This window comes from Massilia sp. LC238, from assembly GCF_000735635.1.
Classification (GTDB): domain Bacteria; phylum Pseudomonadota; class Gammaproteobacteria; order Burkholderiales; family Burkholderiaceae_D; genus Telluria; species Telluria varians.
This window is the reverse complement of the sequence record NZ_JNNN01000081.1, coordinates 28,898-44,007: the sequence shown is the minus strand read 5'-3', so window position 1 is coordinate 44,007 and position 15,110 is coordinate 28,898. Positions and strand designations below refer to the sequence as shown.

Sequence of the window (15,110 nt, the reverse complement as noted above, 5' to 3'; positions counted from 1 at the left end):
ACAACATGGCAATCAGCAGCCCAACCTACGATCCGGCCAGCACGGCCGCCGCGCTGGCGGAGAAGTACGTCTTCAGCCAGCAGCAGACCCTGACGGCTAAGTCCGAACGCGCCAGCGCCACCGAAAAGGGCTTGAGCACCCTCAGGTCGGCGCTCAGCAGCTTCCAGACGGCGCTGGCAAGCCTGACCGGCACGAACAAGACCATGTTCGCCCAGTCCGCGGCCTTCAGCGACACGGGCGTGGGCAGCGCGACGGCCAAGTCGACGGCAGCGGCCGGCACCTATTCGTTCTACGTCGAGAAGCTGGCGACCGCACACCAGGTCTCGTATTCGCTGGACGAAGCCAGCGGGGTGTCCGGCTCCCTGGTCGTGAAGGTGGGCGCCGCCTCGATCAACATCGATACGACAGCCGCGAACACCGATGGCGGCGCCCTGAGCCCGCGCGAGATCGCCGCGGCCATCAACGCCTCGGCCGACAACAAGTCGCTGGTCACGGCCTCCGTCATCAGCACCGCCGCCGGCAAGTACGAACTGGTCCTGACCGCGAAGAACACGGGCAGCGCGAATGCCATCACGGTCACGCACGGCGCCGGCACCGACGCGACCTCGCCCCTGCACAGCAGCAAGGCCAAGTCGCTGGTGCCCGCGCAGGATGCAATGATCCGTATCGGCTCGGCGACCGGCACGCTGGTCACGCAGCCGACCAATACCTTCAACGGCATCGACGGCGTCACCGTGACCTTCGCGAAAACGACGACCTCCCCTGTCACCCTGACGGTTGGCGCCGATAGCAGCGCCACTAATGCCAACGTGCAGGCTTTCGTCGATGCCTACAACAAGCTCAAGAGCACCATCGACGCGCTGGTGGCGCCTGGCGACCCGTCCAAGGGCGTGGCCGGGGGCGCCTTTTCTGGTGACAGCGGCGTCGCCGCCCTCCGCGATCGGCTCGTGAGCCTGGTACGTCCGACCGGCGGCGCCAGTCTTGCCTCTTACGGCATCACCGCAAATCGCCAGGGGACCCTGTCGGTCGACACCACCCGGCTGGGCAAAGCCCTGGCAGCGAACCCGACCGGTCTGGATACCCTGATCGGCAGCACGGCCGGAACCACCCCGACCGGCCTGGCCGGGAAACTCGATACCTACCTCACGAGTTGGACCAGCTCCGTCAAGGGCCAGATCAAGACCCGCCAGGAAGCCGTCTCGAAAGTACAGGCGGATACGGTTTTGCGTCAAGCGATGCTGGACAAGCAATACGACGATGCATACAAGCGCTACCTGATCCAATTCACCCAACTCCAGGCTCTGCAGGGCCAGATGTCGAGCAACAGCTCGATGTTCGAGGCCATGTTCAGCAGCGACAAAGACTAGACGAGATCACCCTATGTCCTACCAAGAAGCCTACGGCGACTACCACGCCGTCAACCTCGACGCGCAGACTTCGCGCGCCTCGCCGATCGAACTGGTCCTTCTGCTCACTGATGGCCTTCTGGAAGAGCTGGCGCGCACCCGCGCCCACATCGTCGCCAAGCGCTTCGAAGCCAAGGCGGCCAGCATCGACAAGTGCGTCGAGATCATCAACGGCCTGTCGAGCTCCCTCGACTTCGAACAGGGCGGCGAGACCGTCGGCAACCTGGCGCGCATCTACGAATTCTGCGTCACCCACCTGCATGGCGCCGGCATCAAGATGGACCCGGGCATGGTCGACGAAGTGGTGCGCATCCTGAGCACCATTCGCCAGGGCTGGAAAGGCGTCCAGGAGCGCAATGGATAGGACGCGCGCCATCGATGAGCTTGGCAAGGTCCTGCTCGACGCCGGCGCGCGCGCCGACTGGGCGCTGCTGGGCCGCGCCGTCGGCGAGCTCGCCCCGCGGCTGCGGGCGCTGGCTGGCGGCCGTCCCTGGACCGATGCCGAGCGCGCAGCCCTCGAGCAGCTGCGCGGCGCCCACGCGACGGCAGCCCAGGCGGTCGCCGCCGCCAGCGCCCAGCTGCAGGCACGCATGGACGAGATGCTCGCCAACAAGGAAGGCTGGATGGCCTATGCCCTCGCAGACGACAACGACACCGGTAGCACCCAACGATGAACATCACCATGAATAGCGCTTCCCTGCCGGTCTCCGCCGACACCGCCAACAGCGCCGCCGTCAACGGCGCGGCCCCGGCCGACGCCCTGCCGCTCGACCCGGCGCTGGCTGCCGCGCAGTCCGGCGCACAGGCGCCGCTTGACTTCCTGCAGTTCATGCAGGTGGAGGCGCCGGCGGAGGCTATGGCGCAGCCGGAACTGGCCGCCGCCGTGCCGGGCGAGACCGTTCCCGCCCCTGAAGCGCAGGAAGAAGCCACCGAGGCCGACGCCCAGCCGCTGCTGGCTGCCATGAGCACGCCGCTGATGCCGTCGATGATGGCGATGCCGGCCGCCCTGCCCGCCGCAATGCGCCTGATGGCCGGCGTGCCGGGGCGCCAGGAGCGCCCGCTGGACGCCGCACCGGCCCCTGCTGCCGCAGCCGCCAACGCCGGTGTGGCCGCGCTGCCGCCCGCAAATGCGGCGCCCGCCAGCCCGCAGCCGGCCCTGGTGCACGAAGCCGTCATGGCGCGCGCCGGCGCCGCGCCGCAGCCGGCCCAGCCGGCTGTGGCGGCGCCTGCGGCCCCAGCGGCGGCCGCACCGGCAATCGACGCCGCCGGCGCCGACGGCCAGGCGGCAAGCGGAGGCAGCGCCGCCGGCAGCACCGGTTTCGGCGTCGCCGCCCCTAGCGCCCCGGCCGCCGCGCCGCGCGACGGCGCTACCCTGAGCCTGTCCGGCCCGCCGACCGCATGGCGCCAGAGCCTGCAGGAAGCGCTGGGTGACCGCCTGAACCTCCAGCTCGGCAAGAACGCCGAGCAGGCCGTGATCCGCCTCGATCCGCCCATGCTGGGCCGGGTCGAGATCTCGATCCGCCATGCCGGTGGCAGCCTGGAAGTGAACATCACCGCCACCCATGGCGAGGTGCTGCGCCAACTGAATACCGTGAGCGACAACCTGCGCAACGACCTGGCCGGGCGCCAGTACACCGACGTCTCGGTCAACGTGAGCCAGGCGCCGCGCGCGCAGGCCGCGGCGCAACCGGGCGCGGGCTTCGGCGCGGATGCGCAGGGCCGCGGCCGCCAGCAGGGCCAGGACCAGGACGAGCGCGCCCCCGGCGCGGCCCTGGCCGAAGCCAACCAATCCACCACCGCGTTCTCCCTCGGCGGACGCGCTTGAGTCTCCTATTACCCACTGAGCCATGAACAGCAAAGCCAAACTGATCGCCGCCTTCTTCGGTGTCGCCATCCTCGCCGCCGGCGCCGCCGGCGGTGCGATGTGGTACCTGGCCCCTGCCCAGTCCGGCAAGGCGGGCGCCGCGGCCGAGGCCCCGAAGAAAGCACCGGAAAAGAAGCCGACCAAGTACGTCACCCTCGACAAGGTGATCGTGATGCTGCGCCGCGCCCCGGGCGAGGCGGCGGCCCACTACCTGTCGGTCGACCTGGTGCTGGCCACCACCGCCGAGCAGGAGAAGGAGGCCAAGGAACACCTGCCGCTGCTGCGCAGCATCGTGGTGTCCTCGCTGTCCACCCACACGCTGGCCGAAGCCAACGCCATGACCGTGGACCAGTACGCCGCCCTGCTGAACCAGACCTTCAACGCCAATTATGAAAAGGAAAACCACGAGAAGCCGTTTTCCGAAGTCATGATCGGCAAGCTGATCATTGAATAAAACACGACCAGCGGGGACATCGTGGCCTATCTAGCCGACTATGCCGATACCAATGGCGCTTCGCTGTATGGCGAGGCGCCCGCCAACGCCGGGATGACGCCGGGCGAGGAGCAGCGCCACCTGCTGGCCTATGCGCCGCTGGTCAAGCGCATCGTACGCCAGCTCAATTCGCAGGTGTCGGGCACGGTCTCGCGCGAGGACATGGAGCAGATCGGCCTGATGGGCCTGCTGGAAGCGCTGCGCCGCTACGGCACCCCGGACGTGGGCTTCGGCAGCTACGCCAGCCTGCGTGTGCGCGGCGCCATCCTCGACGAGCTGCGCCGCCAGGACTGGCGTCCGCGCGCGGTGCGCCAGGACAGCCACCGCGTGCGCGACGAACTGCGCGCCCTCACCCGCAAGCTCGGCCGCGAGCCGCTTGAAAAGGAAGCCGCCGCCGCCCTGGGCGTGACACTGGAAGAATTCCGCCAGCACGTGCTGGACGACTGCGCCGAAGAGATGCTCAGCTTCGACGAGGTGCTGCAGGAAGCGCTTGACCCTGCGCATAGCGCGCCCAGCCCGGAAGAAGCCTACTTGGTACGCCGCAGCCTGGAACAGGTGCTGGGCAGCCTGAACGAAAAAGAACAGCGCGTGATCCAGATGATCTACGAGTTCGAACTGAGCTACAAGGAAATCGCCGCCGTGCTCGACCTGTCGGACGCGCGCGTCTGCCAGCTCAACAAGAGCGCCCTGGCCAAGATGAAGGCCGCGCTGCAGCGCGCCTGACCAACCAAACACTAAGTAACAAGAAAGGCAGCAAGCCATGCAGCAACTACTCGGTTTAGCGATCGTGCTCGGCGCGGTGTTCGGGGGATTCACCCTGATGGGCGGTACCTTCGCTTCGATCTTCCATCCGATCGAACTCCTGATCATCGGCGGCGCCGCGTTCGGCGCGCTGGTGCTCGGCAATCCGAAGCACGTGCTGGGCGAGATGGCGCACCAGCTCAAGAAGGTTGCGGCGCGCAAGAAGCACGATTCGGAATTCCAGCGCCAGCTGCTGCTGCTGATGTACGAACTGCTGCAGACCGCCGCCGGCGGCCTGAAGGCGCTCGATGCCCACGTCGAGGCGCCGTCGGAAAGCCCGCTGTTCCAGCGCTATCCGCGCATCCTGGAAGAGCCGAAGCTGCTGGCTTTCATCGTCGACAACTTCCGCCTGATGGCCATGGGCAAGATCAACGCCCACGAACTGGAAGGCGTGCTGGAACAGGAACTCGAAGCCATCCATGAAGAACTGACCCAACCGGCCAAGTCGCTGCAGAAGATTGCGGAAGCGATGCCGGGCTTCGGCATCCTGGCGGCGGTGCTGGGCATCGTGATGGCGATGTTCTCGGTGTCGGGCGGCGCCGATTCAGGTGAGATCGCCGAGAAGATCGGCGCGGCGATGGTCGGCACCTTCATCGGCATCTTCGCCTGCTACGGCCTGCTCGAGCCGATGGCCAACCTGATGAAGCAGTCGGTCAATTCGGAAGCCTCGACCATGGAGACCGTGAAGGTAGTGCTGTGCACCCACGTGGCCGGCAAGCCGGCCCTGCTGGCGATCGACGCCGGCCGCCGCCTGATTCAATTAAATACCAAGCCCAGCTTTGCCCAGCTCGAACAGTGGATCAATGCCATGGGCGGCGAGGATGAGTCGCAGAACAAGCGGCGCCGCGGCACCGATCGCATGGCGGGTTGATCGTGGCCGGTCCTTCTTCCAAAAACGACAAGCACGAAGCCACCATCGTCAAGCGCGGTGGCGGCAAGCATGCCCACGACGAGCACGGCGGCGCCTGGAAGGTCGCCTTTGCCGACTTCTGCCTGGCCTTGATGGCACTCTTCCTCGTCTTGTGGCTGATTGCCTCGCGGGAGCAACAGAACCTCAAGAAAATCGTGCGCGACGCCACCGACAGCGGTATGCTCGAGGGCATGGGCCACAAGCCGGCCATCGCGGCCGAGCCGAGCGGCAGCATGATCGAGCGCTTCCAGCTGCCGACCGCCGGCGGCAAGGGCAGCAATGACCCGGGCGCGCCGAGCCAGCCGCGCGTGGCCTACGAGTCGCCGTCCGAACTGGCGGCCCTGTCGAAGGCGCTGGGCGAGATGAGCCGGGAAGCCGGCCTCGCCGCCAACCTCGACGCCGTGGTGACGCCCTACGGCCTGCGCGTGATGCTGCACGATACCGACAACCAGGGCATGTTCATGCGCGGCAGCGCCCTGCCCACCGGCCGCTTCGTCAAGCTCTTGCGCAAGATGGGCCCGCTGTTCGCGCAGATGGAAAACCAGATGCTGATCGTCGGCCACACCGACTCTTCGCGTTTCGCCGGCCCGGACAAGGGCGGCTACTCGAACTGGGCGCTGTCGACCGACCGCGCGCTGTCGGCCCGCGCCGAACTGTTGGAAGGCGGCATGCGCAGCGCGAGCGTGCTGCAGGTGGTCGGCATGGCCGACCGCGGCCCGATCGACGCCGAGAAGCCGCTGGCGGGCGTGAACCGCCGCATCGAACTGCTGATCCTGACCAGCACGCAATCGCGCCTGGTGTCCAGCATGTTCGGCAAGCCCGGCGCCACCATGCCGTTGGGGAAGGAAGCGTCGATCGAGATGCCCGACGCGGCAGCCCTGGAAAAGCTGCGCGGCCAGTTGCCGAAATGAGGGCCAGCACATGAGCATACAATCGAAAACCCGAGGACCCCGCATGAAAATCTCCGGCACGATCACCTCCACCGTGAACATCGGCGCCCAGCCCATCACGGTCGCGGCGCCTGCCGAGGCGCCGGCCGCGGCGGCGAGCGCACGCGCCGCCGCCCCTGCCCTCCAATCCGAGGTGCTGCAGCCGGCCGCCGAGGCCCTGCGCGCGATGCCCGATTTCGACGCCGCCCGCGTGGCCGAGCTGCGCGACGCCCTGGCCAAGGGCGAGCTGCCCTTCGATCCGGGCCGCCTGGCCGGCCTGATCCAGCGCTTCCATGGCGGAGGCCGCGGATGAGCAGGATGACTCGCCAGCAGGCCAACCTGCTGCTTGCCGACGGCGTGCAGGCCGACGTGCGCGACAGCGCCGAAGTGCTGTCCCTGCTGGAACGCCAGTTCGAGGCCGCGCTGCGGCACCGCAGCAGCGAGCTCAATCTCCTCGCCGAACAGCTCACGCCCCTGCTCGACGCCATGGAAGCGCGGCGCCAGCAGCGCGTGTCGCTGGTGCGCGCCCTGCTGGGCGAAGGCGCGAGCATGGCGGACTTCATCGCCGGCCTGGCGCAACCCGCGCAAGGCGCGCTGGCCGCGGCCTGGGCCAACCTGGAAAGCACCGTGCAGGCCTGCAAGGCAGCCACCACCCGCAACGGCGGCCTGCTGGCGGAACAATACAGCGTGATGCAGCGCGTGCTGCACGGCGAGGACGACACCTATGCGCCACGCTGATTTCTCGATGCCGTCGATGCAGCCGACCGCGGCGACCGCCGCCACCCGTCCGACCGCGGGCATGGATGGCGGCAGCGACGCCGGCTTCGGTCGCATGTTCAGTGAAGTACAGGGAGAAGTCGCCGCCTATATCCAGCACGGCGACGCCAGCGAAGCGGGCGGCGCGGCCAGCCTGAATGCCGAAGGCGCCATCTGGCGCGCCCGTGCGGCCGGCTTGATGGGAGGCGAAACCGCCGTCGACGGCCCCGACGGCGTGGACTCCACGAATGCCGCCGGCACGCCGGAGCAGCGGGCCTTCCTGGAAAGTATCGCGCCCTGGGCCCAGCAGGCCGCGCAGCAGTTGGGCGTGGCGCCGGAACTGGTGTCGGCCCATGCCGCGCTGGAATCGGGCTGGGGCCAGCGTCCGCTAAGGAAAAGCAACGGCGAGTCGAGCCACAACCTGTTCGGCATCAAGGCCGGCGGCGGCTGGCAGGGCGCCGTGAACGAATCGGCCACCACCGAATACGTAGCCGGCGCGGCGATCAGGACGCGCGAGCGCTTCCGCTCCTACCCGGATGCGGGCGCCGCCTTCCGCGACTATGCCCAGATGCTGATCGATAACCCGCGCTACAAGGGAGCGCTGGGCGTCGGCGGCGACGCGCGCGCCTTTGCCCAGGGCCTGGCGCGCGGCGGCTATGCGACCGATCCCGCCTATGCGGCCAAGCTGGAACGCCTGGCTACCAAACTACAGAACAGTGGGGGTTAAGGCTTTCGGCTGATACCGGGGGCCATATCGACCGGTTCGACGGTGCCGGCGCCGGCCACGCGCATGCGCAGCACCTGGCCGCTGGCCGTGTTGCGCACCCGGACCACGGCGCCCTGCGCGCCGGCGTCCAGCGCCTCGCCCGCCATGCTCACTTCGATGCCTTCGTGACGCGCCACCATCAAGACCTGGTCGCCGCGCTTGACCACCTGGGGCGCCACCAGCTGATTGGCGCGCAGCACTTCGCCGGCGCGCAGGCTGCGGCGGCTGGTCTGGCCCATGGCGGCGTCAAGGGCGCCGATGGCGTCGCCGATCAGGGTGACGTCGCGGCGCTCGAGCGTGACGTGGTCAATGCCCAGCACTTCGCCGGCCCTGAGCGGCATCGCGGTGACGGCGACCTGGGCGCTGACGCGGGCGCGCACGATGAAATCGTGGCGCCAGCCTTTCGGATCCGGGCAGCGCGCCACGAAGCGCATGCGGCTGTACTGGCGGGTGTCGACGGCCTCGATCTCGACCGGGGCACTGCAGGGCGGAGCTGGTCGGGCACTGACGACATTGAGCTCGACTTGCGGTTCTGACAAGCCGCTGCTGAGCAGTTGTTTGTCAATTTGTACACGCGCCTCTTGCTCTACTGCTAAAGAAATAGCTTGCGCGGCGTCGACTGTGGCGCACAAAAGACAGGTTACAATGCCGAAGGTTGCCGTACGGAAAGCAATCATTGTTAAATAGAGGCCGTAAAAAATTCATTTTACCGAAACAAGCGGAAATAAAACCGACAGAGGATCGCCATGACGATTAATTTCAAGGAAGCCCTCGGCGTGCATGCCGACGCGCTGCAGGTGCGCGCCGAACGCACCCGCGTGCTCGCGGCCAATATCGCCAACGAGAGCACGCCGGGTTACACCGCGCGCGACATCGACTTCGCATCAAGCCTGCAGGAGCAGATCGATGCCGAGGCGGGCGAGCCGACCCTGTCCTCCGACGGTCCGCTGTACCGCGTGCCCTACCACCCGAGCGCCGACGGCAATACCGTCGAGATCGGCGTCGAGCAGGCCGCGTTCTCGCAGAACGCTTCCGACTTCCAGACCAGCCTCACCTTCATCAACATGAAGTTGAAGGGCCTGGCCAAAGCCATCAACGGTCAGTGAATCGGGCCAGCAAGAGGACAGCTAACATGGGTTTCAAGGACATCTCCAATATCGCCGGTTCGGCCATGGCGGCCCAGACCGTGCGCATGAACACGATCGCCAGCAACCTGGCCAACGCCAATGCCGTGTCGGGCTCGGAAACCGAAGGCTACCGCGCGCGCAAGCCGGTGTTCGCCTCCCTCATGGGCGAGGACGGCGGCGCCCGCGTGCAGGTGCTGGACGTGGTCCAGTCGAGCGAGCCGCTGCGCAAGATGTACGAGCCGGACAATCCGGTGGCCGACGCCGACGGCATGGTCTACTACGCCAACGTCAACGAAGTCGCCGAGATGGCCGACATGATGGCCGCTTCGCGTGCCTTCGAGACCAACGTCGAGGTCATGGGCCGCATCAAGAGCATGCAGGCTTCGCTGCTGAAGATGGGCGAAGGCTGAGCGCGATGACCACCACCACCACCGGCACTAATAACTCCTTCGGCTTCCCGGCATCGACCACGCCGGCCAGCGGCAAGATCGCAACCGGCGTGACCACCAGCGAGAACAAGGACATGTTCACCAAGCTGCTGGTCGCCCAGATCCGCAACCAGGACCCGCTCGCGCCTTCGGACCCGAGCCAGTTCGTCAACCAGCTCTCGCAGCTGTCGCAGACCGAAGCGCTGCAGCAGCTGGCCCAGACCACCAGCGCCAGCGCCAGCGTGCTGCAAAGCCTGCAGGTGCTGGCCATGGGCGCCCAGGTCGGCAGCGAAGTCTCGGTCGAGACCAGCCGCGTGCGCCTGGACGGCGACAAGGTCTCGGGCAGCATCCAGCTGGGTGGGGCCAGCAGCGTCACGAACCTGGTCCTGACCGCCGTCGACGGCAAGCAGACCCGCGTCAGCCTGCCCGCGCATGGCGCCGGCAGCCTGCCCTTCTCGATCGACCCGGCCAAGCTCGGCCTGGCGCCGGGCAACTACAGCATCAGTGCCGAGGCATCGGACGGCACCAAACCCGCGGTCGAAGTCACGGGCCGCCTCGACAGCGTGCGCATGTCGGCCGCCGGCGGCATCCTGCTGCAGGTCGCCGGGATCGGCGAAGTCGAACCCTTCGCCGTCACCGGCTTCAACGGCAAGGCCACCGCTGCCCTCGCCTCTACCGAACACTGAAAGGAAACTCCATGAGCTTCAACATCGCACTGTCCGGCATCCAGGCCATCAACGAGCAGCTGGAAGCCGTTTCGAACAACATCGCCAACGCCGGCACCTACGGCTTCAAGAGCAGCCGCGCCAACTTCGCCTCGGTGTATGCCGGCGAGCAGGCGAACGGCGTCGAGATCGGTTCGCTGACCCAGAACATCAGCCAGAACGGCAGCCTGCAGACCACCGGCCGCGGCCTCGACGCCGCGATCCAGGGCCGCGGCTTCTTCACCAGCCGCGACGCCCAGGGCGTGATGCAGTACACCCGCGTCGGCATCTTCAACGCCAACAAGGACGGCTACCTGGTCGACGCCGCCGGCCGCAACGTGCAGGGCTATGGCCCGAGCGTGGGCGGCGTGCTCGGCATGATGGGCGACATCAAGATCCCGACCGGCCAGATCGCGGCCAAGGCCAGCACCGGCGTCGCCTACGTGGGCAACCTGTCGTCGGACTGGAAAGTGCCGACCACCGCCACCTTCGACCCGGCCGACGCGACCAGCTACAACATGGTCAAGCAATCGGTGCTGTTCGATTCGCTCGGCAACCAGCACACCGTGTCGCAGTACTTCATCAAGGCCGCGACCCCGGACAACACCGTCACCGTCCGCTACGCCTTCGACGGCGCCGCGCCGATCACGACCACGACCCGCCTGACCTTCGATACCAACGGCAACCTGCCGCCGGCCACCAGGAGCGTGCCCCTGACCGTGCCGGCGCCGGGCGCCAGCCCCCTGAGCTTCACCGTCGACTACACCGGCACCACCCAGTTCGCCGGCGAAGCCACCACCACCACCAACCGCAGCGACGGTTATGCCTCCGGCAGCTTCGTGGGCGTGGAACTGGCAGAAGACGGTTCGATCGTGGCCAAGTACAGCAACGAACAGCAGCAGGTCGTCGGCACCCTGGCGATCGCCACCTTCCCGGACGAAGGCAGCCTGGTCCAGACCAGCGACACCAGCTGGGCCGCCAACAACGGCTCCGGCGCGCCGCTGTACAGCACCCCGGGCATCGGCCTGGCCGGCAAGCTGTCCAAGGGCACCCTGGAAGGCTCGAACGTGGACATCACCTCGGAACTGGTCGGCCTGATGACCTCGCAGCGCAACTACCAGGCCAACTCGAAGGTGATCACCGCCGAGAACCAGATGATGCAGGCCCTGATGCAGGCACTCTAATCCATGGACAAGCTGATCTTCACTGCCGTCAGCGGCGCCGAGCGCACCCTGCGTGCGCAGCAGGTGCGCGCCAACAACCTGGCCAACATCGAGACCGCGGGCTTCCGCGCCAATCTCGAAGTGGCCGCGACCCAGGCGATGCAGAAGGGCTACGGCTACGACAGCATGCACCTGTCGAAGGTCGATGCCGACACCATCTCGACCCGCGCCGGCGCGGTGCGCGAAACCGGCCGCCCGCTCGACGTCGCCATCAACGGTAACGGCTACCTGGCGGTCCAGTACGGCGAGGGCGAAGCCTATACCCGCGCCGGCGCGATCGACATCGACGCCGAGGGCAATCTGTCGGTCAACGGCCACCCCCTGATGGGCGAAGGCGGCCCGATCGTGCTGCCGCCGCACCAGGCGGTCGAGATCGGCACCGACGGCACGATCTCGGTGCTGACCGAGGGCGCCACCCTGATGCAGGCGATCGACAAGCTGCGCCTAGTGAATGCCGAAGGCGCGGAACTGACCAAGAACGAAGCGGGTCTCATCGTGTCGCGCGCCGGCGATCCGCTCGAAGCGGACCCGAACGTCACCGTGCGCGGCCGCGCCCTCGAGGGCAGCAACGTGTCGGCGGTGGAAGAGATGGTCGCCGTGATGAGCCTGAACCGCAGCTTCGAGATGCAGATGAAACTGTTCAAGGCCAGCGACAGCATGAACGAAGTGGGCAACCGCCTGATCGGCGCATAAGCACCGCCACACCCAATCTAAGGAGTAGTCATGAATCCAGCAATGTGGATCAGCAAGACCGGCGTGCAGGCACAGGATGCCAAGCTGCAGGCGATCGCCAACAACCTGGCCAACGTGAACACCGTCGGCTTCAAGCGCGACCGCGTCGTGTTCGAAGACCTGTTCTACCAGGTCGACGCCCAGCCGGGCGCCCAGAGCGCGGACAACACCGTCTCCAACGGCGTCCAGCTCGGCAACGGCACCCGCATCGTCGGCACCCAGAAGGTCTTCACCAACGGCAGCATGCAGACCACCAGCCAGCCGCTGGACGTGGCCATCAACGGCGCCGGCTTCCTGCAGGTGCGCCGCCCGAACGGCGAACCGGCCTTCACCCGCGCCGGCCAGCTGCAGGTCGATGCCAACGGCACCCTGACCAATGCCCAGGGCTTGCCGCTGGTGCCGCAGATCACCGTGCCGCAGAACGCCACCGCCATCACCATCGGCGAAAACGGCATGGTCTCGGCCACCGTTGCCGGCTCCACCGCGCCGCAGGAACTGGGCCAGCTGACCCTGACCAGCTTCGTCAACCCGGCCGGCCTGCTGGCACTGGGCGAGAACCTGTTCCAGGAAACCGGCGCCTCGGGCACCGCCAACGAAGGCCGTCCGGGCGACGGCGCCTTCGGCAAGCTGAAACAGGGCGCGCTGGAAGGCTCGAACGTGCAGGTGGTCGAAGAGATGGTCGACATGATCGCCGCCCAGCGTACCTACGAGATGAACACCAAGGTGCTGTCGGCCGCCGACAACATGCTCCAGTACCTCGCACAGGCTGCACGCTAAATAATGAAACTCCTTACCGCGGCGCTGTGCGCCACGCTGTTGACAAGTCTGCTGACCGGCTGCGCCTCCGCGCCGCCGCGCCAGGCCATGAACGACGACGACGATTTCGTGCCGATGGCAAGAACAAGCACGCGCGGCGTCTCGGGCGGCGTGTTCACGGGTGAAGCCGTGTCGCTGACCTCGGACAGCCGCGCCTACCGCGTGGGCGACGCGGTCACGGTGATCCTGCAAGAAACCACCCAGGCCAGCAAGCGCGCCGGCACCAGCTTCTCGAAGGAATCCTCGGTCGGCGTGCCGCCGATCGCGGCGCTGGGCAAGACCTTCGGCAAGACCGCGATCGACCTGTCGGCCGAGCGTGAATTCCAGGGCAACGCCACCAGCACCCAGCAGAACGCCCTGTCCGGCGCGCTGACCGTGATCGTGCAGGAAGTGCTGCCGAACGGACTGTTGCGCGTGGCCGGCGAGAAGAATTTGACGCTGAACCAGGGCGAGGAGTTCGTGCGCCTGAAAGGCTTCATCCGCGCCCAGGACATCGACAACGACAACCAGGTCTCCTCGCTGCGCGTGGCCAACGCCCGCATCGCCTATTCCGGCAAGGGCGCACTGGCCGATGCCAACCAGCCGGGCTGGCTGACCCGTTTCTTCAACAGCCCCTTGATGCCGTTCTGAGGACGACATGATTCAAAATTTTAGCCTTGCCCGTGGTTTTCGAATCATGTTATGCGCCACCGTACTCGGCGCAGCCGCCCTGCCCGGCGCCGCCAACGCGGCGCAGGCGCTGCGCAACCTGGTCAGCGTCGAAGGCGTGCGTGAGAACCCGCTGGTCGGCTACGGCCTGGTGGTCGGCCTGAACGGCAGCGGCGACTCGACCCAGGTCAAGTACGCCAGCCAGTCGGTGGTCAACATGCTCAAGCAGTTCGGCGTGCGCCTGCCGGAAGGCGAGGACGCGCGCAACAAGAACGTCGCCGCCGTCATGGTGTCGGCGGTGTTCCCGCCCGGCTACCGCCGCGGCCAGGCGATCGACGTCACGGTGTCCTCGCTGGGCGACGCCAAGAGCCTGCGCGGCGGCACCCTGCTGCTCACCCAGCTACGCGCGGCCGACAACGAAGTCTATGCGCTGGCCCAGGGCAACCTGGTGGTCGGCGGCCTGAATGCCACGGGCAAAAGCGGTTCCTCGGTAACGGTGAATACTCCGACCACCGGCCGCATCCCGAACGGCGCCATGATCGAGCGCGAGATCGCCACCGATTTCGCCACCCGGCCGCAAGTGATGCTGCGCCTGCGCCAGCCGCACTTCGAGACCGCCACCAACGTGGTCAACGCGATCAACGCCAAATACGGCCCGATCGCCACCACCGCCGACGGCACCAGCGTCGAAGTGGTCGCGCCCACCAATCCGACCGAGCGCGTGGCCTTCATGGCCAGGCTCAACAACCTGCCGGTCGAAGCCGGCGTCGAGATCCCGAAAGTGGTGTTCAACTCGCGCACCGGCACCGTGGTCATCGCCGACGGCCTGCGGGTAAAAGCGGCCGCCGTCACCCACGGTTCGCTCAAGGTGATCATTTCGGAAAGCTCGCGCGTCTCGCAGCCGGGTCCGTTCTCGCGCGGCCAGACCGCGGTGACGCCGGAATCGAAGCTGTCGGTGGACCAGGGCTCGGGCCAGATGTTCCGCTGGCCGGCCGGCGCCAGGCTGCAGAGCATCATCGACGTGGTCAACAGCCTGGGCGCGTCGCCCGACGACATCATGGCGATCCTGCAGGCCCTCGACCAGGCCGGCGCGATCGAAGGCGAACTGGTGGTGATCTGATGAAGATCGAACAACACCAGCCGCTGCCCCTGCAGGCGGGCGCCGAGGCCCCGGTCGTCGCCGCCGCCGACCAGCCCGACCCCGTCTATGTGGCGAAAGCCACCAAGGCTGCCGTCGAGTTCGAACGCTTCTTCATCTCGCACATGCTGAAGGAAATGCGTTCCTCGACCCGCGCCATGGCCGCCGAGGACAGCGTGTTCAACAACCGCGTCAATCAGGACATGCAGGACATGGCCGACGACCTGCTGGCCGGGAACATGGCCGGCAACCGCGCCTTCGGCATCGCCGACGCCATCCTGCGCCAGCTCGTCCCCGGCGCCAAACCCGGCAACAAGGCCTGATGCGCAAAGCTTTACGCGCAGGGCTTAATAAGATGCAATAAACGGT

General features: G+C 67.2%; 21 protein-coding genes. 20 read left to right on the top strand and 1 reads right to left on the bottom strand.

The genetic code is table 11. From position 1 onward, the window contains the following. Nucleotides 1-5 precede the first annotated feature (5 nt). The 11 genes from fliD to FG94_RS24300 are packed head-to-tail and all read left to right on the top strand — an operon-like array spanning nucleotide 6 to nucleotide 7,886. A complete protein-coding gene (gene fliD / locus FG94_RS24350; RefSeq protein WP_036217109.1) occupies nucleotides 6-1,367 on the top strand; it encodes a flagellar filament capping protein FliD in 1,362 nt (453 codons plus the stop codon). Nucleotides 1,368-1,380: 13 nt separating this feature from the next. After that, a complete protein-coding gene (gene fliS, locus FG94_RS24345; RefSeq protein WP_036217106.1) occupies nucleotides 1,381-1,770 on the top strand; it encodes a flagellar export chaperone FliS in 390 nt (129 codons plus the stop codon). Continuing rightward, nucleotides 1,763-2,080, top strand: coding sequence for a hypothetical protein (locus FG94_RS24340; RefSeq protein ID WP_036217103.1), 318 nt, complete (start codon nucleotides 1,763-1,765; stop codon nucleotides 2,078-2,080). The genes fliS and FG94_RS24340 overlap by 8 nt, the downstream gene beginning before the upstream one ends. 8 nt (nucleotides 2,081-2,088) lie before the next feature. After that, nucleotides 2,089-3,231 (top strand): flagellar hook-length control protein FliK, encoded by a 1,143-nt coding sequence (locus tag FG94_RS26295; RefSeq protein ID WP_152571104.1) that lies wholly within the window; start codon nucleotides 2,089-2,091, stop codon nucleotides 3,229-3,231. A 22-nt stretch (nucleotides 3,232-3,253) separates the two neighbouring features. After that, the gene (locus FG94_RS24330; protein WP_036217100.1) at nucleotides 3,254-3,724 is read left to right on the top strand and encodes a flagellar basal body-associated FliL family protein; all 471 of its coding nucleotides are present in this window, start codon (nucleotides 3,254-3,256) and stop codon (nucleotides 3,722-3,724) included. 21 nt (nucleotides 3,725-3,745) lie between these two features. Beyond that, a complete protein-coding gene (locus FG94_RS24325; protein WP_036217097.1) occupies nucleotides 3,746-4,486 on the top strand; it encodes a FliA/WhiG family RNA polymerase sigma factor in 741 nt (246 codons plus the stop codon). Nucleotides 4,487-4,523: 37 nt separating this feature from the next. After that, the gene (motA, locus tag FG94_RS24320) at nucleotides 4,524-5,435 is read left to right on the top strand and encodes a flagellar motor stator protein MotA (protein ID WP_027866941.1); all 912 of its coding nucleotides are present in this window, start codon (nucleotides 4,524-4,526) and stop codon (nucleotides 5,433-5,435) included. A 2-nt stretch (nucleotides 5,436-5,437) separates the two neighbouring features. Next, the gene (locus tag FG94_RS24315) at nucleotides 5,438-6,385 is read left to right on the top strand and encodes a flagellar motor protein MotB (RefSeq protein ID WP_036217298.1); all 948 of its coding nucleotides are present in this window, start codon (nucleotides 5,438-5,440) and stop codon (nucleotides 6,383-6,385) included. 43 nt (nucleotides 6,386-6,428) lie between these two features. Next, nucleotides 6,429-6,716 carry a flagellar biosynthesis anti-sigma factor FlgM gene (gene flgM / locus FG94_RS24310; protein WP_036217094.1) on the top strand — a complete coding sequence of 96 codons (288 nt, stop codon included), beginning with the start codon at nucleotides 6,429-6,431 and terminating at the stop codon, nucleotides 6,714-6,716. Next, nucleotides 6,713-7,141, top strand: coding sequence for a flagellar export chaperone FlgN (gene flgN / locus FG94_RS24305; protein WP_036217091.1), 429 nt, complete (start codon nucleotides 6,713-6,715; stop codon nucleotides 7,139-7,141). The genes flgM and flgN overlap by 4 nt, the downstream gene beginning before the upstream one ends. Continuing rightward, nucleotides 7,128-7,886, top strand: coding sequence for a glycoside hydrolase family 73 protein (locus FG94_RS24300; protein ID WP_036217088.1), 759 nt, complete (start codon nucleotides 7,128-7,130; stop codon nucleotides 7,884-7,886). The genes flgN and FG94_RS24300 overlap by 14 nt, the downstream gene beginning before the upstream one ends. Here FG94_RS24300 and flgA read toward each other — a convergent pair. Next, nucleotides 7,883-8,464, bottom strand: a complete 582-nt coding sequence (gene flgA, locus FG94_RS24295) for a flagellar basal body P-ring formation chaperone FlgA (protein ID WP_229446057.1) — start codon at nucleotides 8,462-8,464, stop codon at nucleotides 7,883-7,885. The genes FG94_RS24300 and flgA overlap by 4 nt on opposite strands. Before the next feature lie 207 nt (nucleotides 8,465-8,671). Between flgA and flgB the strand changes: the two genes are divergently transcribed. From flgB to FG94_RS24250, 9 genes are read left to right on the top strand one after another with little or no spacing between them, the layout of a single operon-like run. Further along, the gene (gene flgB / locus FG94_RS24290) at nucleotides 8,672-9,031 is read left to right on the top strand and encodes a flagellar basal body rod protein FlgB (RefSeq protein ID WP_036217085.1); all 360 of its coding nucleotides are present in this window, start codon (nucleotides 8,672-8,674) and stop codon (nucleotides 9,029-9,031) included. Between the two features lie 26 nt (nucleotides 9,032-9,057). Continuing rightward, a complete protein-coding gene (gene flgC / locus FG94_RS24285) occupies nucleotides 9,058-9,462 on the top strand; it encodes a flagellar basal body rod protein FlgC (protein ID WP_036217083.1) in 405 nt (134 codons plus the stop codon). 5 nt (nucleotides 9,463-9,467) lie between these two features. Further along, complete coding sequence (locus tag FG94_RS24280) at nucleotides 9,468-10,166, top strand: flagellar hook capping FlgD N-terminal domain-containing protein (RefSeq protein WP_036217080.1); 699 nt, start codon at nucleotides 9,468-9,470, stop codon at nucleotides 10,164-10,166. A gap of 11 nt (nucleotides 10,167-10,177) precedes the next feature. Then, a complete protein-coding gene (locus tag FG94_RS24275) occupies nucleotides 10,178-11,368 on the top strand; it encodes a flagellar hook protein FlgE (RefSeq protein WP_036217077.1) in 1,191 nt (396 codons plus the stop codon). Between the two features lie 3 nt (nucleotides 11,369-11,371). Then, nucleotides 11,372-12,100, top strand: coding sequence for a flagellar basal body rod protein FlgF (locus FG94_RS24270; protein WP_036217074.1), 729 nt, complete (start codon nucleotides 11,372-11,374; stop codon nucleotides 12,098-12,100). Nucleotides 12,101-12,130: 30 nt separating this feature from the next. Further along, nucleotides 12,131-12,916, top strand: a complete 786-nt coding sequence (gene flgG / locus FG94_RS24265; RefSeq protein WP_200880030.1) for a flagellar basal-body rod protein FlgG — start codon at nucleotides 12,131-12,133, stop codon at nucleotides 12,914-12,916. A gap of 3 nt (nucleotides 12,917-12,919) precedes the next feature. Continuing rightward, nucleotides 12,920-13,585 (top strand): flagellar basal body L-ring protein FlgH, encoded by a 666-nt coding sequence (gene flgH, locus FG94_RS24260; protein WP_036217069.1) that lies wholly within the window; start codon nucleotides 12,920-12,922, stop codon nucleotides 13,583-13,585. A gap of 46 nt (nucleotides 13,586-13,631) precedes the next feature. After that, nucleotides 13,632-14,723, top strand: a complete 1,092-nt coding sequence (locus FG94_RS24255; RefSeq protein ID WP_036217067.1) for a flagellar basal body P-ring protein FlgI — start codon at nucleotides 13,632-13,634, stop codon at nucleotides 14,721-14,723. Next, on the top strand, nucleotides 14,723-15,064 hold the full coding sequence (locus FG94_RS24250; RefSeq protein ID WP_036217065.1) for a rod-binding protein: 342 nt from the start codon (nucleotides 14,723-14,725) through the stop codon (nucleotides 15,062-15,064). Before FG94_RS24255 ends, FG94_RS24250 begins: the two co-directional genes overlap by 1 nt. Nucleotides 15,065-15,110: the final 46 nt, after the last annotated feature.

What these genes read in the sequence shown, in the direction of transcription:
- fliD (WP_036217109.1), top strand. Translation starts at nt 6, where the DNA reads ATGGCAATCAGCAGCCCAACCTACGATCCGGCCAGCACGGCCGCCGCG.
- fliS (WP_036217106.1), top strand. Translation starts at nt 1,381, where the DNA reads ATGTCCTACCAAGAAGCCTACGGCGACTACCACGCCGTCAACCTCGAC.
- FG94_RS24340 (WP_036217103.1), top strand. Translation starts at nt 1,763, where the DNA reads ATGGATAGGACGCGCGCCATCGATGAGCTTGGCAAGGTCCTGCTCGAC.
- FG94_RS26295 (WP_152571104.1), top strand. Translation starts at nt 2,089, where the DNA reads ATGAATAGCGCTTCCCTGCCGGTCTCCGCCGACACCGCCAACAGCGCC.
- FG94_RS24330 (WP_036217100.1), top strand. Translation starts at nt 3,254, where the DNA reads ATGAACAGCAAAGCCAAACTGATCGCCGCCTTCTTCGGTGTCGCCATC.
- motA (WP_027866941.1), top strand. Translation starts at nt 4,524, where the DNA reads ATGCAGCAACTACTCGGTTTAGCGATCGTGCTCGGCGCGGTGTTCGGG.
- flgM (WP_036217094.1), top strand. Translation starts at nt 6,429, where the DNA reads ATGAAAATCTCCGGCACGATCACCTCCACCGTGAACATCGGCGCCCAG.
- flgN (WP_036217091.1), top strand. Translation starts at nt 6,713, where the DNA reads ATGAGCAGGATGACTCGCCAGCAGGCCAACCTGCTGCTTGCCGACGGC.
- FG94_RS24300 (WP_036217088.1), top strand. Translation starts at nt 7,128, where the DNA reads ATGCGCCACGCTGATTTCTCGATGCCGTCGATGCAGCCGACCGCGGCG.
- flgB (WP_036217085.1), top strand. Translation starts at nt 8,672, where the DNA reads ATGACGATTAATTTCAAGGAAGCCCTCGGCGTGCATGCCGACGCGCTG.
- flgC (WP_036217083.1), top strand. Translation starts at nt 9,058, where the DNA reads ATGGGTTTCAAGGACATCTCCAATATCGCCGGTTCGGCCATGGCGGCC.
- FG94_RS24280 (WP_036217080.1), top strand. Translation starts at nt 9,468, where the DNA reads ATGACCACCACCACCACCGGCACTAATAACTCCTTCGGCTTCCCGGCA.
- FG94_RS24275 (WP_036217077.1), top strand. Translation starts at nt 10,178, where the DNA reads ATGAGCTTCAACATCGCACTGTCCGGCATCCAGGCCATCAACGAGCAG.
- FG94_RS24270 (WP_036217074.1), top strand. Translation starts at nt 11,372, where the DNA reads ATGGACAAGCTGATCTTCACTGCCGTCAGCGGCGCCGAGCGCACCCTG.
- flgG (WP_200880030.1), top strand. Translation starts at nt 12,131, where the DNA reads ATGAATCCAGCAATGTGGATCAGCAAGACCGGCGTGCAGGCACAGGAT.
- flgH (WP_036217069.1), top strand. Translation starts at nt 12,920, where the DNA reads ATGAAACTCCTTACCGCGGCGCTGTGCGCCACGCTGTTGACAAGTCTG.
- FG94_RS24255 (WP_036217067.1), top strand. Translation starts at nt 13,632, where the DNA reads ATGTTATGCGCCACCGTACTCGGCGCAGCCGCCCTGCCCGGCGCCGCC.
- FG94_RS24250 (WP_036217065.1), top strand. Translation starts at nt 14,723, where the DNA reads ATGAAGATCGAACAACACCAGCCGCTGCCCCTGCAGGCGGGCGCCGAG.